Source organism: Streptomyces sp. H39-S7, assembly GCF_027158205.1.
In the GTDB taxonomy this organism is placed as follows: Bacteria; Actinomycetota; Actinomycetes; order Streptomycetales; family Streptomycetaceae; genus Actinacidiphila.
In genome coordinates, this window is the sequence record NZ_JAPVLU010000012.1 from 66864 (window position 1) to 86353 (window position 19490).

The following is a 19490-nucleotide window of genomic DNA, read 5'->3' on the forward strand; positions in this document are numbered from 1 at the left end:
GACGCGGCACGTCCCGTCAATGCCGTTACGTGCCGCGGCCGGGCATCTCCGGCCCGAACCCGACAGCTCACCTCGCCGGCGTAGGAGAGGAACTCCCCCATGCCCGCAAAGGGAAAGCACCGTATTGCCCGTATGAGCCGGCTCACCAGGATCTGCGTCGCGGCCGGCACCGGTGGCGCCGCTCTCGCGCTGCCGCTGGCCATGTCATCGAACGCGTTCGCCGCCGACACCCACGCCGCCGCGAACGTCGCCCCCGCCGCGACGCACGCCGCACAGCCGGTCGCCAAGGCCGCTCCGGCGAAGAGCGCCGACACCTCCTACAAGGTGGTCGGCGGCGACAGCCTCTCCAAGATCGCCGACGTCCAGCACGTCGACGGTGGCTGGCAGAAGCTGTACTCCGACAACAAGCAGACCATCGGCGGCGACCCGGACCTGATCTACCCCGGCCAGACGCTGGCCCTCGGCACCAAGGCCGCGCCGAAGCACTCCGCGCCGGCCGCCGAAGCGGCGCCGAAGTCGTCCTCGAAGTCCTCCACCACCGAGACGAAGAAGGCGCCGGCCAAGAAGGCCCCGGCCGAGAAGGCCGAGGCGAAGAGCGACTCGTCCACGAAGTCCTCGACGGCCTCCTTGGCGAACTCCTCCGGCTACACCCTCCCGGTCGACGGTTCCGGCATCGGCACCCCGTACCACCAGTCGGGCTCCAGCTGGTCCAGCGGCTACCACACCGGCGTGGACTTCGTCGTCTCGACCGGCACCACGGTGAAGGCGATAGCCGCCGGCACCGTCGTGTCCGCGGGCGACGGCGGCGCCTACGGCAACGAGGTCATCATCCAGCACAGCGACGGCAAGTACTCGCAGTACGCGCACCTGTCCTCGCTGTCCGTCTCGGCCGGCGAGACCGTCACCGAGGGCCAGCAGATCGGCCTGTCCGGCGCGACCGGCAACGTGACCGGCCCGCACCTGCACTTCGAGATCCGCACCGGCCCCGACTACGGCTCGGACATCGACCCGGTCGCGTACCTGAGCGAGCACGGCGTCAGCGTCTGATCCGTCGGACCCGACCGACGGAAGTGCCCGCCCCGACCTGAACTGACCAGGTCCGGGCGGGCACTTCCGTGCTTCCGCGCTTCCGTGCTGTCAGGGGTTCAGGGCGCCGGCGGCCCGAGCGGCCGGCCCGCGGGGTGGTTGTAGCCGAACACCCGCGCCCCCGTCTCGGAGCGCGGCTGGTGGCTGGAGCCCTGTTCGAGCAGGACGTAGGTGCCGGGGCCGTGCCGCCGGTCGCCCTCGATGACCTCGCCCTCGGCCACGTAGTAGCCCTCGCCGACGGTCTCGTGCACATCGACGCCGGGCCATTGCGAGCCGGGTGCGAAGTCCACCACCCAGAAGCTGAGCGGGGCCGGGCCCGGCAGTTCGCGCAACAGGATGCCGGGGCCGATCTCGGTGGTCGGCACATCATCGACACGGAGGGCCAGCACACGGCCCGGTGCCCGCAGGGCCTGATCAGGTGCGTTCATCCGTTCAGCATCTCCCGGCAGGCCCTTCTCCGGGGGCGATCACCCGAAAAGGACGGCGAGTTCGCCGCGCGAGGCGATCCCGAGCTTCGGGTACGCCTTGTACAGGTGGTAGCCGACGGTGCGCGGGCTGAGGAACAGCCGGGCCGCGATGTCCCGGTTGGACATGCCCTGCGCCGCGAACCGTGCGATCTGCAGCTCCTGCGGGGTGAGCCCGGCGAGCACCCCGGGCTCGCGGCTCTGCGGGGCCACCTCGCCGGTCGCCCCGAGTTCGCTGCGCGCCCGGTCCGCCCAGGGGCGGGAGCCCAGCCGCTCGAACACGTCGAGCGCCGCCCGCAGCTGGCCGCGCGCCTCGCTCTTGCGGCGCGCGCGGCGCAGCCACTCGCCGTACAGCAGCGCGGTACGGGCGTGCTCCAGCGGCCGGCGGTGCTCGTCGTGGAGCTTCAGCGCGGCCGTGAAGTACGCCTCCGCCTCGGAGTCGGCGGCGAGCAGCGCCCGGCAGCGCAGCACCAGCGCGTCGGACCAGGACTGGCGGGCGCGGGCGGCCCACCGTTCGAAACGGGCCAACGGCTCGGCGGCGCGCGCGCCGAGTCCGAGCCGGACGGCCGCCTCGCCGAGGTCGGGGGTGCTGCGGGTGGCGCAGAAGTGGTGCCGCAGCGGCGCGTGCGTGAGCCGCTCCAGCCCGTCGAGCGCCGACTGCGCCCGGCCGAGGCCCAGATCGAGCATGCCCTGCGCCCAGTACGACCAGGGCGCGCCGGGCGGCATCGCGGCCCCGGCGACGACGGCGAGCGCGTCGTCCGTGTACTTCCGGCAGCGCTCCTCGTCACCCTCGACGGCCGCCAGATACGCCAGCACGCTGCTGAACTGGCTGGTCCACTGCTGCTGCCCGGTGTCCCCGGCGATCCGCAGCGCCTCCTCGGCGGTGGCCAGCGCGTCCCGGTGCCGGCCCGCGAACACCTCGGCCTCGGCCATGAAGAAGAGCACCGTCGGCAGCCGGCCGATGGCGCCGAGGTCGCGGCTCTCGGCGGCGAGCGCGGCGGCCAGTTCGTGCGCCTCGTCGTCCTGCCCGACGGCCAGCCCGGCGCCGCACAGCAGCATCAGGTCGCGCGGGTCGCGCGGCCCGGCGGCCCGGGCCGCGGACTCGGCGGCGGTCAGGTCCGGCGGCCCGCCGCCGGTGGGCGGCCCGAGCGCGGCGGTGACGAAACGGGCCACCGGCGTCACGGGGCTCGTCGCGGGCAGTTCCAGGGCGTCCAGCCGGGCCACCGTGTCCGCGACGTCCTGTTCGCCGAGGTACCAGGCCGTGTGCGCGGCCTGCATGAGCATCCGCGCGGCGCGCTCGGGGTCGGCGGCGGCCGCGTGTCCGGCGCCGTCGGTCAGCAGCCGGTGCGCGGTGGGGAACGAGCCGCTGAGGAAGTCCGACAGGGCCCGGACGTGGTGGAGCCGGGCCGTCAGCGCGGGATCACCGGTCCGGCGCGCGGCCTGTTCGGCGAAGTCGCGGGCCCGGTCGAGCTCACCGGCCTCGGAGGCGGCCTCGGCCGCCAGGGCGAGCCGCCGGGTTCCGGCCCCGGGGTCGGTGCTGAGACGGGCGGCCCGTTCGAAGGCGACGGACGCGGCCGCGTAGCCGCTGCGTTCCCTGGCCCGTCCGGCGGTGTCCTCCAGCGCGGTGGCCGTCGCCTCGTCGGGGCCGGGCGCGGCGGCCGCGAGGTGCCAGGCCCTGCGGTCCGCGTCCTGCGGGGCGTCCAGGATCCCGGCCAGTGCCCGGTGCGCGGTGAGCCGGTCGGCCAGCGGAGCGCGCTGGTAGACCGCGGCGCGGACCAGCGGATGGCGGAAGCGCAGCCGGTCGTCGTCCAGCCGGATCAGGCCGCCCTCCTGCGCGGGCGGCAGGTCCGCCGCTCCGGCGCCCAGCGCCTCCGCCGCCCGCAGGACGGCCCGCAGATCGCCGGTGTGGTCGGCGGCGGCGACGAGCAGCAGCAGTTGGGTGGCGGCCGGCAGATGGCTGACGCGGCCGTGGAACGCCATGTGCAGGCGGCTGGTGAGCGGCAGCGCGCCCGGCCGGAAGCGGCCATCGGGGCGCTCCGCCTGGAAGGCGACCGGCAGTTCCAGCAGCGCCAGCGGGTTGCCCTGGGCCTCGGTGAGGACGCGGTGGCGGACGGTGGGGGAGAGCTCGGCGCCGTGCACCGCGAGCAGGGCCGCCGCCGACACCGGGGTCAGCCCGCGCAACCGCAGTTCGGGAAGGCCGGGCGCGGGGAACGTGCCCTCGCCGTCGCGGGCCGCGAAGACCAGGGCGATGCCCTCGGCGTCCAGCCGCCGGGCGGCGAACATCAGCGCGTCGGTGGACACCCGGTCCAGCCACTGCGCGTCGTCCACGACGCACAGCAGCGGCCCGTCGCCCGCATGGGCGGAGAGCAGGGACAGCACGGCGAGCCCGACGAACATCGGGTCGGGTGCCGCGGCGACGGTCATCCCGAACGCGGCCTCCAGCGCCAGGCGTTGGGGCTCGGGCAGCGCGCCCAGCGAACCCATCGCGGGGCGCAGCAGCAACTGCAGCCCGGCGAAAGGCAGTTCGGCCTCGAACTCGGTGCCGGAGCCACGTACGACGGTCATCGCGCCGGCTGTGTCCGCTGTGGCCGCTGCGTCCACAGTGTCGTCGAGCAGCGCCGTCTTCCCGATGCCCGCCTCACCGCGCAGCACCAGCACTCCGCTGCGGCCCGCCCTGGCGCCGGACAGCAGCTCCCCGATCGCCGACCGCTCCTCGGTACGCCCGTGCAACATGCCCCGAACGCTACCCAACGGACCGGCCGCCGCCCCCGCCGCGGGGGCCTTCCAGGCCCCGGCGGATCGCGGTCTCCACGGGGCAGTAGGCGCCGTCGGACCGCTCCAGTTCGTAGTGGACCGCCGGATACAGCGGGGGCTGCGCCATGAACCGGGGGCGGCTGCCGTGGTGCGGCTGGGCGGCGTGCACCAGGAAGGGATGGCACAGATAGACGTCCCCGGGGCTGCCGGTGGCGAGCGCCACCGGCCGGTGCGCACTCGCCTCGTCGATCCGGGCGGCGATCTCCAGGATCGACGCCCCCTCCTCGCCGAACGGCCGCAGGACCGGAGGCACGTCCAGGTGCGAGCCGACCCGGATCCGGGTCGGCGCGTCCGCGGGGCCGGTCTCGGTGAAGAGGAAGAGCATCAGCAGCGCCCGGCCCGCGGAGCGGAGGTTGGCGAACGGCCACTTCGCGCCCTCGGGAAAGTAGCTGCCCTCGATGTGCCAGCCGGCGTCGTCGGGTTCGTCCGGGTGCGGGAAGCGGAGCGGGAAGGAGCCCAGCGAGGGCCGCGGCACCCAGCGGCCGGGGCCGACGAGATGATCGAACGCGTCGTGCAGCACCGGGGTGTTGGCGGCCTCGACGAAGGGCGCGTCCGGCATGTCGGACACCCAGTGCACCGGTTCTGTCCACGAGTCCGGGTCGTCGGGGTCGGTGCCGGTCTCCGCCCAGAGCAGTTCCGCGCAGGCCCGCACGGTCTCCTCGGAGAAGGCCCGTTCGATCCTGATGAAGCCGTTGTCGAGGAACTGCTCGATCGTCGTAGGGTCCACCCGGCCATCCTCACCGCTACCCGGCGGCGGGGGCCAACGGGTTTCCGGTCGGAGTGATGAGCTCCTGCAGCGCGGGAGCACACCGCTCGACGAGGGCGGGAACCGTCATCGCGCGGACCGCCTCGCCGCGCGCGATCCCGTAGACGGCGCCGAGGCCGAGCAGCATGCCCACGGCGAGTTCGGCGCGCAGCCCGGCCTCGGGACCGGTCAGCCGGCGGGTGAGGCCGGCGATGACCTGTTCGCGGAAGTTGGCGCGCAGGAGGTCGCCCTGCCCCTCGGCGGAGTGCAGCGGTGCGAAGACGATCCGCAGGATGGGATCGATGCCGCGCTCGTTCTGGCTGGTGAGGACCTGGGTGACCATGTGCCGGCCGAGCTCGCCCAGCGGGGCGTCCAGCAGTGCTGCCGCGTCGGACTCGAAGGAGATGACGCGGGCGAAGAGCTTCTCCTTGTTGCCGAAGTACTTGACGATCAGCGGCGCGCTCACCCCGGCCCGTTCCGCGATGGCCTTGAGGGTGATGTCGCCGTAGGAGCGTCGGCCCAGCATGGTGCGGGCGGCGCGCAGGATCGCGGCCTTGGAGGCGTCGGCGTCACGGCGCCGGCTGTCGGGAGCGGCTGTCGTCATGGCACTCATGCTCCCTCCAGCGCGGGGTCCGCGGCCGTTTCAGCGCGCGGCGCGGGCCGCTCCGGTGTGCCGCGCCGGCCGCCGGGTATCGACACCGCCGCGAGGAAGGCGAGGATCGCGACCCCGCCCGCCAGGGTGAAGGCGATCAGATAGCCGTGCAGCGTGGGGATCTCCATGCCGCCGACCGGCGCGGTGTGGTGGATCAGGATCGCCGCGACCGCGGCGCTGCAGGTGGCCTGGCCGACGGTGCGCATGAGGACGTTCACCCCGCTGGCGGACGCGGTCTGCCCGGCCGGGACGGCCCGCAGGATCAGCGTCGGGAGGGCGGAGTAGGCCAGCGTGGTCCCCGACGCGACGACCGAGGCGCCGACGATGATCGCCCACAGTTGCCGGCTGTCCGCGATGCGCAGCACATAGCCGAGGGTCAGCAGCACGGCGCCCGCGGCGAGGGTGAACTTCGGGCCGCGGGCCGCCGATATCCGGGCCGAGACGGGGGACAGCAGCAGCATGATGATGCCGCTGGGCAGCAGGCACAGCCCGCTCGCCACGATGGACAGCCCCAGCCCGTAGCCGGTCTCCTCGGGCGCCTGCACCAGTTGCGCCGTGACCAGGGAGTTGGCGTAGAAGGCGAAGCCGGCGAGAAGCGCCGCCAGGTGCGGCAGCGCGACGCGCGGGCTGGCGGCCAGCCGCAGGTCCACCAGCGGGCTGGTGGCGCGCAGTTGCTGCCACCGCCACCCGGTGAGGATCACGACGGCGGCCGCGGCCAGGCTCAGCACGGCCGGGCTGGTCCATCCCCACTGGCCGCCCTGGGAGACCGCCAGCAGCAGGCAGACCAGTCCGGCCGCCAGTCCGGCGGCGCCGGTGAAGTCGAAGCGGCCGGGGGAGCGGACGGGCGACTCGCGCACGACCCACCAGGCCAGCCCGAGGCCGAGCGCGCCCAGGGCGGTGGTGGCCCAGAACATGACGTGCCAGTCGGCGTACTGCACGATCAGGGCGGCCAGCGGCAGCCCGAAGGCGGCGCCGATGCCGACGGTGGAGCTCATCATCGCCACGGCGGAGCCGGTCCTGGACGGGGGCAGTTCGTCGCGCAGGATGCTGATGGACAGCGGGACGACGGCGGCGGCCGCGCCCTGGAGGGCACGGGCGGCGATCAGCAGCCGGATGTCGGAGGTCAGGGAGCACAGCAGGGACCCGAAGGTCATCAGCCCGAGTGCGATCAGCAGCACGCGGCGTTTGCCGTACATGTCGCCGGCCCGGCCCAGCACGGGGGTGAGGACGGCTCCGGCCAGCAGGGTCGCGGTGACCATCCAGGAGACGCCGGCGGGCGAGGCTCCGGTCAGGCGCGGCAGATCGGGGAGGAGCGGCACCACGACGGTCTGCATGATCGCCATGAGGATTCCGCCGAATGCCAGGACGGGGACCATGAGCCGTTTCCGGATGTCCACGGAGTGTGCTCCAAAAGCCGTGAAGGGAGGTGAATAGTCGTTCACCAGATTAGGTGAATGATTATTCACTGCCAAGCGACTTTCGGTCGAGAACGGCCGGAGGCTCAGGCGCCGGGGACCGTGCGGTGGATCTGCTGGAGGAACGTGGCGTTGTCGGGCGACTGCCGCATCCGGTCGAGCAGGACTTCGAGGGTCTGCTGGGTGTCCCTGGACTGCAGGGCCCGGCGCAGGCCGCGCACGGCCGCCAGTTCGGCGGCGGGCAGCAGCAGCTCCTCGCGCCGGGTGCCGGATGGGGTCACGTCGATGGCCGGAAAGATGCGCTTCTCGGCGAGCGAGCGGTCCAGCCGCAGTTCCATGTTGCCGGTGCCCTTCAACTCCTCGAAGAAGTAGTCGTCGGCACGGGAACCGGTGTCGACGAGGGCGGTCGCGAGGATGGTCAGAGAACCGCCCTCCTCGGCGCAGCGCGCGGCGCCGAAGAGCCGCTTGGGCGCCTGCACCGCGGCGGAGTCGACGCCGCCGCTCAGGGTGCGGCCGTTGCCGGGCGCCACGTTGTTGTGGGCGCGGCACAGCCGGGTGATGGAGTCGAGGAGTATCACCACGTCCTGGCCGAGCTCGACGAGGCGCTTGGCGCGCTCGACGGCCAGTTCGGCGAGGGCGATGTGCTCCTTGGCCGGGCGGTCGAACGTCGAGGCGAGCACCTCGCCGCGCACCGAGCGGCGCATGTCGGTGACCTCCTCGGGGCGTTCGTCCAGGAGGACGACCATGAGGTGGACATCGGGGTGGTTGACGGCGACGGCGTTGGCCAGGCTCTGCAGGAGCAGGGTCTTGCCGGTCTTGGGCGGAGCCACGATGAGTCCGCGCTGGCCCTTGCCGACCGGCGCGACGAGGTCGACGAGCCGGGTGGTGAGGGCGCCGGGCGAGGTCTCCAGCCGCAGTCGTGCCCGCGGGTGGACGGGGGTGAGGTCACCGAAGTGCGGGCGGACGCCCGGAGCGCCGGCCTCGCGGCCGTTGATCCGCTCGACACCGCCGAGGGCACGCGGCCGCTCGGTGGTGCCTTCGACGAGGTCGCCCTTGCGCAGGCCGTACTTGCGGATCTGAGCCGCTGTCACCTGCGGGTCGTCGGGCTTCGGGTGGTAGCCGCCGGTGCGCAGGAAGCCCTGGCCGCCGACGATGTCGAGGACGCCGGTGACCGGCGTGGGGACGGTGGAGCGGGTGGTTCTGACAGGGGGGTGTTCGAGTGTGGTGGTCATGCTGGGTCCTTTCACGGACATACCAGATAAGGTCCCGGCGGGGGCTTGGAGCAAGGGGCGGACGTGTCACGCACCACTGGCTTGCCGACCCGCGAGGGGAGGAAGGGGATTCACTGCCGGGCGGCCGGTCCCGAAGGACGGAATTACGCCACGGTGAGAGGTGGAACAAGCACCGGCGCCGAAAGCGGCGTACTCAAGTGCTGTTCGCACTGTAGCACGCCGCTTCGTGTGGTCGGGGAAATCCGGTGGAAAGGCCGTCGGGGAGATCGGGGCTCACAGGCCTTCCGGACGTGGTGAGCTCGAGCGGAGGTTGCGGCGGCGGGCGAAGGCGATGCCGGCGGCCGTCGCCAGGACGCCCGCCGCGCCCGACCAGACCCAGTTGCCCCCCGAGGTGGAGTGCGCGGCGGTCGCCGCCGTCCCCAGTGCCTCCGGCGCGGAGTCCGGCTGCCGGCGCGGCGCCGAGGCGGGCACGGCGCGGTTGCCGGCGTTCAGCGTGCCGACGGAGCCGTTCACCCCGGCGGCCTCGAAACCCCACTCCAGCAGGGCGCCGGCCTCCTTGTACACGGCCATGGGGGCGCCGGACCGCGGGTTCATCACCGTGACGATCAGGGTGCGGTCGCCCTGCTGGGCGGCGGCGATCAGCGTGTTGCCCGCATTGGTGGTGTAGCCGTTCTTCACCCCGATGAGCCCCGGGTACCTCCCCACGCCGTCGGCCCCGGTCAGCAGGCGGTTGGTGTTCTGGATCTGGTACGGCGGCACCTCCCGGCCCTTGGAGTCCCTGCCGCCGGGGAACAGCGCGGTGGCGGTGGAGGTGAAGCCGGTGAAGTACGGGGTGGCGAGCCCGGCGCGGGCGAAGAGCGCCAGGTCGTAGGCGGACGAGACCTGGCCGGGCGCGTCGTACCCGTCGGGTGAGACCACCTGGGTGTCGTCGGCGCCGAGCATCTCCGCCTTCGCCTGCATCTGCGAGACCGTCTGCTCCACCGAACCGTTCATCCGGGCGAGCACATGGACCGCGTCGTTGCCCGAGCTGAGGAACACCCCGCGCCACAGGTCGGCCACCGTGTACGGCTGGCCCGCCTGCACGCCGACCTTGCTGCTGCCCGCCCCGACACCGGACAGCTCCTCCTCGGTCACGGTGTGGACGGTCTCCTGCGCGAAGCGGGGCAGGACGGTGACGGCGAAAAGCGTCTTGAGGGTGCTGGCCGGCGGCAGCGGGCGGTGCGCGTTCTTGGCCGCGAGCACCTGACCCGTACGCGCGTCGGCGACGAGCCAGGACAGCGCCGACAGGCCCGCGGGCAGATCGGGCGAGCCGGACTTCGGCAGGACGAGCACTCCCGGCCGCCCCAGCGCCGCGCCGCCGACGGCGGTGCGGCCGGGCGCGTTGGCCGCGTCCCCGTCGGCGAACGCCGTGGCGCCCGCGCAGCTCACGGTCAGGCAGACGGCGGTGAGCACCGCCGCACGGGACCAGGGGGACGGGGTGCGGCCCGGGCCGAAAACAGTCATGGGATCACGGTAGGAACCCTTCCGCCCGTTCTGCGCGGTGACCTGCTCCATACGGTGGAGCGGGACGCCGGACGGAGGACCCCGTGCGGGTTACGCGCCCTCAGAAACCTGTGCCGGCGGCGGATCCGACCGGGGGCCGGCGACCGAGCGCGCGCTGCGCCCCTTGGCCAGTTCGGCGTTGAAATGCGCGCCGATGAGCAGCGCGATGTGGGACACCCACAGCCAGACCAGGAAGACGACGGTCCCGGCCAGCGAGCCGTACAGCCGGTTGTAGGTCCCGAAGACGGAGACGTAGAGGGCGAACCCCACCGACGAGAGCAGCCACAGCACGACGGCCAGCGCGCCGCCCGCCGCCATCGCGCGCACGGGGCGGAACCTGGCCGGTCCCGAGCGGAACAGGATCAGGACCAGAACTGTCGCCAGGCACAGCAGCAGCGGCCACTTCAGCGCGTTCCAGCTGGTCACCGCCGCCTCGTCCATACCCAGCACCTGCCCGGCACGCCGGGCCAGCTGACCCGTCACCATCAAGGTGACCGCGCTGGACACGAGGAGGGTGAGCAGTACGAGTGCGGTGATGACGATGCGGGGCGCTGTCCGCCACGCGGGGCGGTGGTCGCTCACGCCGTACATCGAGTGCAGCGCCCGCCGGAAGACGGCGAGGTAGCTGGTGGCGGACCACATCGCCCCCACCGTGCCGCTGACGGCCAGGAACCAGGCCGCCGAGTGCTCCTGGGACATGTCCTTCATGGTGCTCGCGACGAGCTGTCGCGACTCGGCCGGTACCACGGCCGTGACCTGCGCGATCAGATCGGCGGTCGACGAGCTTCCGGCCAGGCCGATCACCGAGACGGTCACCAGCAGGGTGGGGAACAGGGCGAGCATGGAGTAGTACGTGAGGGCCGCGGCCCGCTCGGAGGCGTCCTGGTCCCACGCCGCGACGAGCGCGCCGCGCAGCGCTGTCAGGATCCGCCGCCGGCGCCCGGCCGTGGCGGCCTGCGCCGCGGGCTCGCGGCCGGTGGGCCCCAGGGCCAGTACGGCCTGCTCGTCGATCATTCCGGCTCCTCGGTGGAACGTGCGCGGTGGAACCGTGTCCGCCGGGACGGTGCCCGGCGAACGGTACGGAGTCGGCGAGGCGCCGATCTGTCGGTCTGATACCCGGGAATGGCCGGTCCAGCCGGACTTCGGATCCCACCGTGCGCGCCGGACCCCCCGGGATTCGGGCGGTTGAAGCGCGCAAGGCGGGCAAGACGCAGGGATGACCGAACAGTTGTAGCCATCGTTCGAACCGCCGGAGTGCTCCGGAGGTTCGGAAGAAGCTTGGGAAAGGAAGTCCGGATGCTCGCCATCGCCGCGGCTGTCGTCTTTGCGGTCGCCTTCATCATCAACGCGACCGAAACCTCGACCGACATCGTATTCGCACCCGGCAGCCTGCAGCTCGTGGGGCTCGTCCTGGTCGCCCTCCACCTGGCGGGACTCGGCTCCGGCTGGTCCGTCCCCGCCCGCCGCCGGGGCCGCCGCTGACCGCGGACAGAAGTTCGACGAACCGCTGAGGCGGTCCCGGCCGGCGCAGCGGGTATCAGACATCACACCGCGCGCCCGCCGGGACAGCGCGTCGACTGGAGGACCGGATGAGCGATACCACCTTGCTGTGGACCCTGGCCGCACTGGCCGTCGTGGTCATGCTGGTCATCGCCGTACGGCTGGCCGTGCGGCTGGTCCGGGTGCGGCGGCTGCTGGTGGCCGCCCATGTGCCGCTGACCGGGAAGGCGATGTTCTGGGGCGCGATCGCCTATCTCGTCTGCCCGGTGGACCTGTTGCCCGACCCGATTCTCGTCGACGACATCGGTGTGCTGTGGCTGGCCGTGCGCGCCCTGGAGAGCGCGGCCCGCCGGGCGGGCATCGGGGTCGGCGACGCGGAAGCGGACCGCCCGCAGACGCCCGGCACGCATGGAACACCGCCGCTGGGGCAGAGGGCGAAGTGAACGAGCAGTGACCGCCGAGGCAGAAGGGGCATACCCGACATGCTGGACGTCCTCACCACAGTGACGGAGCCTCTGCGGAAGTCGATCCGTTACTCGGGCAGAGGCGGCACCATCGCCGCCGCCCGCGACGCGGCCGCTCTGTTTCTCGACAACCTCACCGCGGACCGCGCCGCCCCCGTACCGGAGGAGCGCGCGCAGGAGGTCCTGCTGGTCGTGAGCGAGCTGGTGACCAACGCGGGACGCTACGCCCCGGGGCCCTACGAGCTGGAGCTGACCTACTGCGGCGGCGCCGTCGAGGTGACCGTCCGGGACTCCAGCGCCGAGTTGCCCCGGCGGTTCGAGCCCGACCCCGCGCGGATCGGCGGCCACGGGATGGAGATCGTGGACCGGCTGTGCCGGAAGGTCACCGCCGAGCGTGTCGACGGCGGCAAGCGCGTCACCGCCCTCCTGGACGTGGAACGGCGTGACGTGAAGTGACCCGGAGCGGCCGCCCACCTGACGCGGGCGGGCCCGGCCGGCGAGATGCCGACCGGGCCCGTCACGCGTTGTGGGAGGTCAGGAGGCGTACACCTCGAATTCGGAGAGCTGGCCCGCGGGCCACCCCGTGTTCGCCGTGAACGTCAGCCGCAGGTAGCGGGTGGTGGTTCCGGCGGGCAGCGTGATGGACGCGCTGTTGCCGCTCGCCGGGTTGAAGGTGTAGCCCGCGGAGCCCTTCAGGGTGCTCCACGAGGAGTTGTCGGCGCTGCCGAGCACGCTCAGGGTCTGCGTGCGGGTGGCCCAGGCCGACGGCGGCGGGAGCTTGAGCACGATCCGGCCGGCCGCGGTCGCCGCGCCCAGGTCGACGGTCACCGACTGCGGGAAGGCGCTGCTCGCACTCTCCCAGTAGCTGGCGGAGTTGCCGTCGTTGGCGTTGCGGGCCACATAGACGTCACTGGTGCTGGTCGCGCTGATGTTCTTGCCCGCGGCCAGGTTGGTGTTGGCCGGCGGGGTGGTCGGGGGAGTGGTGGGCGGGGTCGTCGGCGGCGTCGTACCGGTGTGGCGGACCTCCAGCTCGGAGAGCTGGGCGGCCGGCCAGCCGGTGTTGGCCGAGACGGTCACCCGGACGTAGCGCACGTTCGCGGCGGTGAAGCCCGCCGTGACGGTGTTCCCGGAGCCCTGGTCGAAGGCGTACGCCTTCGGTGCGGCCAGCTGGCTGAAGTCCGTTCCGTTGGCGGAGCCGAGTACCGCGATGCTCTGCGAGCGCGACTCCCAGCCCGGCGGCAGTTTGAACGTCACGCTGTCGACGCCGGTGGCCGCGCAGAGGTCGACGGTCAGCGACTGCGGGAAGGAGCTGTTGTTGCTCTCCCAGTAGCTGCCCGCGTTGCCGTCGACGGCGTTGCCCGCGCTGTAGCCGGCGTTGGCGCTGGTGGCGGTGACGGGCTTGCCCTGGGCGAGGTTGCCGGTGCCGGGGACACAGGCCGGCGGGGTGGTCGGGGGAGTGGTCGGCGGCGTCGTGGGCGGGGTGGTCGGCGGGTTCGAGGGGTCCGACGGGATGCCGCCGTTGGTCCAGATCGGTGCGGGCCAGTTGCCGGTGCAGGTGGAACCGGTGTTCCAGCCGGAGTTCCCGCCGCCGTCGACGATCACGAAGCTCGTGCCGACGCAGTTGTGGATGGGGGTGGCGGCCTGGGCGATGTGCTTGGCCGTGACGTTGGTGAACTTCATGTTGGCCTGCACCTGGGCCTGGATGGCGTAGGTGCCGGCTCCGTCGATGTTGACGTTGGTGAAGTTGACCCCGGTGACGCCGCCCTCGATCGTCTGGATGGCCTCGTAGGAGCTGTCCAGGATGTCGGTGTCGGTGATGTTGATGACCGCGCCGGTGATGGCCTCGTTCAGCCCGTCGAACCAGATCGCGCCGACTCCGAAGTTCCAGTTGAAGTCGCTGTTGCCGGTCCTGATCAGGGTGTTGCGGGCCGCGGTGATGGTGCCCGCGACGGCGGTGCCGTTGCCCGAGGTGACCCCGGGGTAGCGGTTGGCGATGTGCAGGCCGCCGCCGTTGGAGATGGTGTCCGCCATCACGTTGTCGGAGATCGTGAAGTTCTTGCCGCCGTACGTGACGATGTTGTTCGCCAGGATCGGCAGGATCACCGTGTTGTGGGTGAAGGAGTCGCCGACGTTCGCGACCCGCTCCGGCCAGGATGCCAGCCCGTCGTCACCGAGGTTGCGCAGGAAGGTGTTGGTGACGGTCGAGTTGGTCACCCCGGTGTGGAAGTTCACGCCGTCCGCGGTCTGGTCCAGGATGCGGCTGTTCTTGATGGTGAAGTTGTCCATCGGGCCGTCCATCCAGGCACCGACCTTGGTGTGCTGGATCCACAGGTTGTCGACCACGGAGTTGGACATCGCGCCGCCGAGGGCGTTGACCTGGTCGTCGTCCGAGCGCTCGCGGATGTCGCCGATGATGGCGAAGTCCTTGAGGGTGACGTTGCGGCTCGGCCCGTTGGCCTCGTGCGGCCGCACCCCGCCGGTGTAGCCGCCACCGGGGACGTACTTGCCGTAGATGCCCGCGGCGCGGTTGCGGTTCACCGGGTCGCGCCCGCCGAGCACGCTGTACCAGGGTCCCGCGCCGGCCAGGGTGACCCCGTCGACGACGACATGGTCGAAGAGGGTGAAGTTGCCCTGCGGGATGTAGACGGTCTTGCCCTGCGCCTGGCCGGCGTTGACCGCGGCCTGGAACTTGGCCGTGGAGTCGGCGGCGCCGGTCGGGTCCGCGCCGAAGTCGGCGACCACGTCGAGCGCGCCGGCCGGCTTGGCTATCGGGGCCGCGACCTGCTCGAAGTCGGCCAGGTCGATGGTGAAGGTGGGGGAGGCGGCGGTCGAGGCCACCTGTAGCCGGATCTTCGTCCCGGCCGGCAGCGTCGAGCCGAGCAGGGTCCGGGTCTCGTCGTAGAAGTGGTGCGGGTTGGTGTCGCCGGGGTTGTTGTTGAACGGGTAGCCGCCGTAATACCAGCTGTACTTGGAGGTCACCGGCACGCTCTTCAGCGTGGAGCCGTTGACCTGCAGGTCGATGGACGCGTCACGTCCGGTGCCGTTCGACGTGTCCGGCAGGCTGTAGCGGAACGACATGGCGTTCGCCGGGGCGGTCAGCGTGAACTCGACGTACTGCCCGGCCGCGTTCAGCGTGACGGCCTGCCGGCCCTGCGCCTCGGACGGCAGCTTGCCGTAGAGCCGGTCCGGCCCGATCACCGTGCCGTTGGTGGCCGCGTACTCCGCCTCCTGCTCCTTGAACGGCACGACCGCGCCGCGGTTCGGAACGTTCAGGGGGGACAGTGCGGGGACGCCCGCCGCGTGCGCGGCGGGCGCGGTGGCGAGGCCCACCCCGGTCAGCGCGGCGGCCGCGCTGACGACGAGGGAGACGATCGCGGTGGTACTGCGCCGGAGGCGGGGACTTGGGGGTGCATGCATCACAGAGGCACGTCCTTGCAGGTCGAAGGTGGGGGGCGAGCGGCGCACGTTGCGGTCGCGCTGCGGGCGTGTGTCGTGGGGGTTTCGGCCGGGCGTGGGAGAGACTACGAGCACCCCTGCAGCAAGTCCATAAGTCTGCGCAATATTGCGACGATCAGATGCAAAGACGAGCTTGAGTCAGGGCACAAAGGGGCGTTGATGCCTGAGGCAAGGGAGAAGAGGGGTAACGGCCGGCGCTGCTCTACCGCGTGACGAAGACTTCGATCCCGTCGAGCATGCGGCGCAGCCCGAACTCGAAGATCGTGTCGAGATCGATCTCCAGGTCGTGCCGTCCGGCGAGGGAGGAGTACATGGGGAACCTGCCGGACGCCACGATGGCGCTCAGCGCCTCCTCGTTGGCGTCCAGGTACTGCGTGCTGGTGATGCCGGTGGAGTGCTCGGCCTCCGCCTCGGCCTCCAGGTTCACCGCGGTGCCCCGGGCGTAGTTCACCATCGTGACCGCGACGTGGATCATGTCGGTCGGGTCGAGGTGGTCCAGTGTGCGCATGGACCATTCGACGATCGCCATCGCGTTGGGCACCAGCGGCGGCCTGGTCATCGACATCACCTGCGCCAGCCACGGGTGGCGGCGGTACATCTCCCACTGCAGCCGGGTGCCCTGCTCCAGCCGCTCCCGCCAGTCGGACGGCCCCGGCTCGGGCAGCTCCCCCCGGCCGGCGGCCTCGTCGGCCATCAGCACCACGAGTTCGTCCTTGCCCGGCACGTGGCGGTAGAGCGCCATCGCGGCCACGCCGAGTTCGGCGGCGACCCGGCGCATGGACACCGCCGACAGCCCCTCCCCGTCGGCGATCCCGAGTGCGGCGAGCACGATCCGCTCGCGGGTCAGTTCCGGTGCCGGCTCGCCGAGTGGCGGACGGGCCGGGCGTGCCTGCCGTGCGGGCCCGGCGGTCCTGCCGCCGGAACCGGTGCCGGTGCGGGGTTGCGCGACCACGGTGCCGATGCCGGGCAGTACCTGCACCAGGCCCTGCTGACGGAGGGCGGTGAGGGCCTTGGTGGCGGTCGCCATCGCGACGCCGAACTCCCGGGTGATCCCCCGGGTCGAGGGCACCCGGTCGCCCGCGGCCAGTTCGCCCGCCGCGATACGGCGCCGGATCTCGTTGACGATCCGGACGTAGGGCGGTTCCGCGGAGGCGGCGGACCGGGTCACGGATGTCTCCCTCGTCGTCGTGTACTAGTGCACCGGCGGATCCCGAGGCTAGCAGGGATGTTCACCGGGAGGTTCCGGAGACCGGCCGCCCTAGGGCAGTGAACTAGTGCGGACTCCTGCCGAATCCCTGCCGCATAGGGGTTGCTGTGCCGCGCAATTCGGCGTGTACGGTGTTCTCATTACAGTGTACGCATCGAACGGGGAGGCACATCCGATGCCAGAATCGCTGCCGGAGACGACCCTTTCCGACCCGGGCGGCGGACCCCGGGCCGGCCGCCGTGAATGGATCGGCTTCGGCGTCCTGATCCTGCCGCTGCTCCTGGTCTCGATGGACGTCTCGGCGCTGTACTTCGCCGTTCCGTTCATCAGCCGTGAGCTGCAGCCGTCCGGCACCCAACAACTGTGGATCTTCGACATCTACGGCTTCGTCCTGGCCGGGCTGCTCATCACGATGGGTTCGCTCGGCGACCGGATCGGCCGCCGCAAGCTGCTGCTCATGGGCGCCGGCGCGTTCGGCGCGGCGTCCCTGCTCGCCGCGTACGCGCCCAGCGCGGAGGCGCTCATCGCGGCCCGCGCCCTGCTCGGCATCGGCGGCGCGACCCTGATGCCCTCGACCCTGGCGCTCATCCGCAACCTGTTCCAGGACGCGAAGCAGCGCGCCATGGCCGTCGGCATCTGGTCCGGGGCCATGGCGGGCGGCATCGCCATCGGACCGGTGCTCAGCGGCATGCTGCTGGAGCACTTCTGGTGGGGCTCGGTCTTCCTGATCAACATCCCGGCGATGGTCCTGCTGCTGATCCTGGCGCCACTTCTGCTGCCGGAGTTCAAGCACCCGCGCCCCGGCCGCTTCGACCTGCTGAGCGCGGTGCTGTCGATGGGCACCCTGCTACCGGTGATCTACGGCATCAAGGAGCTGGCCAGGGACGGTTACGCGCTCGTGCCGGTGCTGGCCGTCGTGGCGGGCCTGCTGCTCGGCTACGTCTTCGTCCGCCGTCAGCGCCGCGGGCCCGATCCGCTGATCGACCTGACGCTCTTCCGCAAGCGCGCCTTCAGCGGTTCCCTCGCGGTGAACGTCCTCGCCATGTTCGCCACCGTGGGCTTCGCCATCTTCCTGACCAGCCACCTGCAGTCGGTGCTCGGCATGAGTCCGCTGCGGGCCGCCCTGTGGGCGCTGGTGCCGTCCTTCGTGGTCGGCGTCACCGCCCCGCTGGCACCCGGGCTCGCCGGGCGCGGCATCAACCGGGCCTCCATCATGTGCGGCGGGTTCCTGCTGGCCGCCGCCGGGTTCTGCGCCCTGACCCTGGTGGGGGCGGACTCCCCGCTGTGGTGGCTGCTGGTGGCGTCGAGCGGCTACGCCGCCGGGCTCGTCATGGTGATGGCACTGGTCACCGAGATGGTGATCGGGGTCGCGCCGCCCGAGCGGGCGGGCGCCGCCTCGGCACTGCTGGAGTCGGCCACCGAACTCGGCGGCGCGCTCGGCATGGCGGTGCTGGGCAGCATCGGCAACGCCGTCTACCGGCGGGACGTCACGGACGCCCTGCCCGCGGGGCTGTCGCCCGACGACCTGCACGCCGTCCGCGAGACCCTGGGCAGCGCCCAGGCGGTGGCCGCGCGCCTGCCCGGCCGGGCAGGCGACGCCGTGCTGCACGCGGCGCGCGACGCGTTCGTCGGCGGGCTGCACGCGGCCGCCGTCGGCGCCGCGGTGGTGTGCGCCGCGGCGGCCGCCCTCGCGCTGTACGCGCTGCGGGACGTGCCGGCGGCACCGCCCACCGGCGCGGCGGAACCGGCCCCGCCGGTGGGCGGGCAGCGTCAGCCGCGCGGGTACACCGATGACAGCACGGAGGGCAGCGCGTACCAGTCGGCGGTCACCAGACTGCCGTGACGCGCGGCGGCCTGCGCGGCCTTGGCCCGCGCCTCGGCCTCCGTCGGATGCGTGCCGTCGATGGCGGGCGCGACCTTGTTCACGTCCGTCATCACCACGATGTAGTGCCGGCTGTCGTACCAGGCGGTGTCGATCCCGCCGTCCACGTAGGCGGCCGCGTCACCGTCGAAGAACACGAACCACGGCCGGAGCGTCGCGTCCGGGTACCGGGAGGTCCGGGGGTCGGCCGCCGCCGCGCCGTGCACGGCGGGGAAGGCGGCCGCCTGCGGCAGCGTTCCGGCGGCGGCGAGGTTGCGCAGCCGGGTCGCGTACTCCTTGTCGGTCCACAGGCTGTCGAAGGGGTTGCTCTCCTCCACGGTGCCGGGGATCAGCTCGACGAGGAACTTGCCCGCCAGCGCCGCCCGCGTCGGCCAGGCGTTCGCGAGCGCCGCCGCGTCGAGGGTGCCGCGGCCGCCCACCAGGTCCGCCGGGCGGTACAGGGCGCTGCCGAGCTTGTTGCCCACCAGGGCGTCGAACTCGTCGGGGCCCAGGCCGCCCTTGTCGTTGAAGCCGTCCTTCATCTCCACCTTGAGCAGCACGGGGGCGTGCCCGGGGTGCGCGTCGCTCCACGCCTTGATGTCGGCGAGGCAGCCTTCGAAGGTCTGGTTGACCGGCTTGACGCGCAACTGGGAGGCGTCGGCGGCGTTCTCGCAGTTGTTGTTGTTGCCGAAGGGGTTGTCGTGCGCGACACGGAACTTCGAGCCGCCCAGCCCGTTGGTCCAGACGTCCAGTTCCAGCAGCGCGGCGCCGGAGTCCAGCGCGTCGGCGAAATAGGGGTACTTGGCCTTGTCGTACGCGTTGTGCACCCCCACGCCGGTGCTCCCGGAGTAGGGGAGGGCGTCGGTGCCCGCCGCCTGCGATCCGGTCGGGACGAGAAGGGTCAGTGCCGCCGCCGCGGCGAGCGCCGCCGCTGCCGATGTGCGTCCGAACATGCGCATGAGCCGCCTCCCAGAGAGAGCAAGTGGGAAGCAGGTTAAGGGTGTTGCACTACCGCAGGGTGATCGCGGGACGACGGGACGTGAACTACTTGG

Annotated in this window: 16 protein-coding genes and 1 riboswitch (1 of these 17 only partly in view); of the genes, 5 read left to right on the forward strand and 11 right to left on the reverse strand. The window is 72.2% G+C overall.

Annotation, left to right across the window (positions count from 1 at the left end; genetic code table 11):
- Positions 1 to 94, forward strand: a riboswitch (cyclic di-AMP (ydaO/yuaA leader) (it extends 121 nt beyond the left edge of the window).
- A 5-nt stretch (positions 95 to 99) separates the two neighbouring features.
- Positions 100 to 1047 (forward strand): M23 family metallopeptidase, encoded by a 948-nt coding sequence (locus O3X23_RS13680; RefSeq protein ID WP_269271597.1) that lies wholly within the window; start codon positions 100 to 102, stop codon positions 1045 to 1047.
- A 98-nt stretch (positions 1048 to 1145) separates the two neighbouring features.
- On the opposite strand, the gene O3X23_RS13685 is transcribed toward O3X23_RS13680, so the two are convergent.
- From O3X23_RS13685 to O3X23_RS13720, 8 genes are all read right to left on the reverse strand, one after another.
- The gene (locus tag O3X23_RS13685; protein WP_269271598.1) at positions 1146 to 1514 is read right to left on the reverse strand and encodes a cupin domain-containing protein; all 369 of its coding nucleotides are present in this window, start codon (positions 1512 to 1514) and stop codon (positions 1146 to 1148) included.
- A gap of 39 nt (positions 1515 to 1553) precedes the next feature.
- A complete protein-coding gene (locus O3X23_RS13690) occupies positions 1554 to 4283 on the reverse strand; it encodes a helix-turn-helix transcriptional regulator (protein ID WP_269271599.1) in 2730 nt (909 codons plus the stop codon).
- Positions 4284 to 4293: 10 nt separating this feature from the next.
- Positions 4294 to 5091: a phytanoyl-CoA dioxygenase family protein gene (locus tag O3X23_RS13695; protein ID WP_269271600.1), complete on the reverse strand. Its 798-nt coding sequence runs from the start codon at positions 5089 to 5091 to the stop codon at positions 4294 to 4296.
- Between the two features lie 16 nt (positions 5092 to 5107).
- Positions 5108 to 5722 (reverse strand): TetR/AcrR family transcriptional regulator, encoded by a 615-nt coding sequence (locus tag O3X23_RS13700; protein WP_443047843.1) that lies wholly within the window; start codon positions 5720 to 5722, stop codon positions 5108 to 5110.
- Entirely contained in the window at positions 5719 to 7137 is a 1419-nt protein-coding gene (locus O3X23_RS13705; protein WP_269271734.1) for an MFS transporter, read from the reverse strand. Before O3X23_RS13705 ends, O3X23_RS13700 begins: the two co-directional genes overlap by 4 nt.
- 125 nt (positions 7138 to 7262) lie before the next feature.
- Positions 7263 to 8429 (reverse strand): transcription termination factor Rho, encoded by a 1167-nt coding sequence (gene rho / locus O3X23_RS13710; RefSeq protein ID WP_269271602.1) that lies wholly within the window; start codon positions 8427 to 8429, stop codon positions 7263 to 7265.
- Between the two features lie 252 nt (positions 8430 to 8681).
- Positions 8682 to 9911 carry a D-alanyl-D-alanine carboxypeptidase family protein gene (locus tag O3X23_RS13715; protein ID WP_269271603.1) on the reverse strand — a complete coding sequence of 410 codons (1230 nt, stop codon included), beginning with the start codon at positions 9909 to 9911 and terminating at the stop codon, positions 8682 to 8684.
- Between the two features lie 90 nt (positions 9912 to 10001).
- A complete protein-coding gene (locus O3X23_RS13720; RefSeq protein ID WP_269271604.1) occupies positions 10002 to 10964 on the reverse strand; it encodes a YihY/virulence factor BrkB family protein in 963 nt (320 codons plus the stop codon).
- Positions 10965 to 11246: 282 nt separating this feature from the next.
- Here O3X23_RS13720 and O3X23_RS13725 point away from each other — a divergent pair, with 282 nt between their 5' ends.
- The 3 genes from O3X23_RS13725 (at position 11247) to O3X23_RS13735 (ending at position 12370) form a co-directional block, all read left to right on the forward strand.
- Positions 11247 to 11432, forward strand: a complete 186-nt coding sequence (locus O3X23_RS13725; protein WP_269271605.1) for a hypothetical protein — start codon at positions 11247 to 11249, stop codon at positions 11430 to 11432.
- Between the two features lie 107 nt (positions 11433 to 11539).
- Complete coding sequence (locus tag O3X23_RS13730) at positions 11540 to 11893, forward strand: DUF1232 domain-containing protein (RefSeq protein ID WP_269271606.1); 354 nt, start codon at positions 11540 to 11542, stop codon at positions 11891 to 11893.
- Positions 11894 to 11932: 39 nt separating this feature from the next.
- A complete protein-coding gene (locus O3X23_RS13735) occupies positions 11933 to 12370 on the forward strand; it encodes an ATP-binding protein (protein WP_269271607.1) in 438 nt (145 codons plus the stop codon).
- Between the two features lie 78 nt (positions 12371 to 12448).
- Here the strand turns inward: O3X23_RS13735 and O3X23_RS13740 are convergent, their stop codons facing one another.
- Both O3X23_RS13740 and O3X23_RS13745 read right to left on the reverse strand, forming a co-directional pair.
- Positions 12449 to 15331, reverse strand: a complete 2883-nt coding sequence (locus tag O3X23_RS13740; protein WP_269271608.1) for a discoidin domain-containing protein — start codon at positions 15329 to 15331, stop codon at positions 12449 to 12451.
- Between the two features lie 241 nt (positions 15332 to 15572).
- Positions 15573 to 16538 carry a TetR/AcrR family transcriptional regulator C-terminal domain-containing protein gene (locus tag O3X23_RS13745; protein ID WP_269271609.1) on the reverse strand — a complete coding sequence of 322 codons (966 nt, stop codon included), beginning with the start codon at positions 16536 to 16538 and terminating at the stop codon, positions 15573 to 15575.
- 214 nt (positions 16539 to 16752) lie between these two features.
- Here O3X23_RS13745 and O3X23_RS13750 point away from each other — a divergent pair, with 214 nt between their 5' ends.
- Positions 16753 to 18420 (forward strand): MFS transporter, encoded by a 1668-nt coding sequence (locus O3X23_RS13750; RefSeq protein WP_269271610.1) that lies wholly within the window; start codon positions 16753 to 16755, stop codon positions 18418 to 18420.
- Here the strand turns inward: O3X23_RS13750 and O3X23_RS13755 are convergent.
- Positions 18348 to 19397, reverse strand: a complete 1050-nt coding sequence (locus O3X23_RS13755) for a phosphatidylinositol-specific phospholipase C domain-containing protein (protein ID WP_443047844.1) — start codon at positions 19395 to 19397, stop codon at positions 18348 to 18350. The genes O3X23_RS13750 and O3X23_RS13755 overlap by 73 nt on opposite strands.
- Between the last annotated feature and the right edge of the window lie 93 nt (positions 19398 to 19490).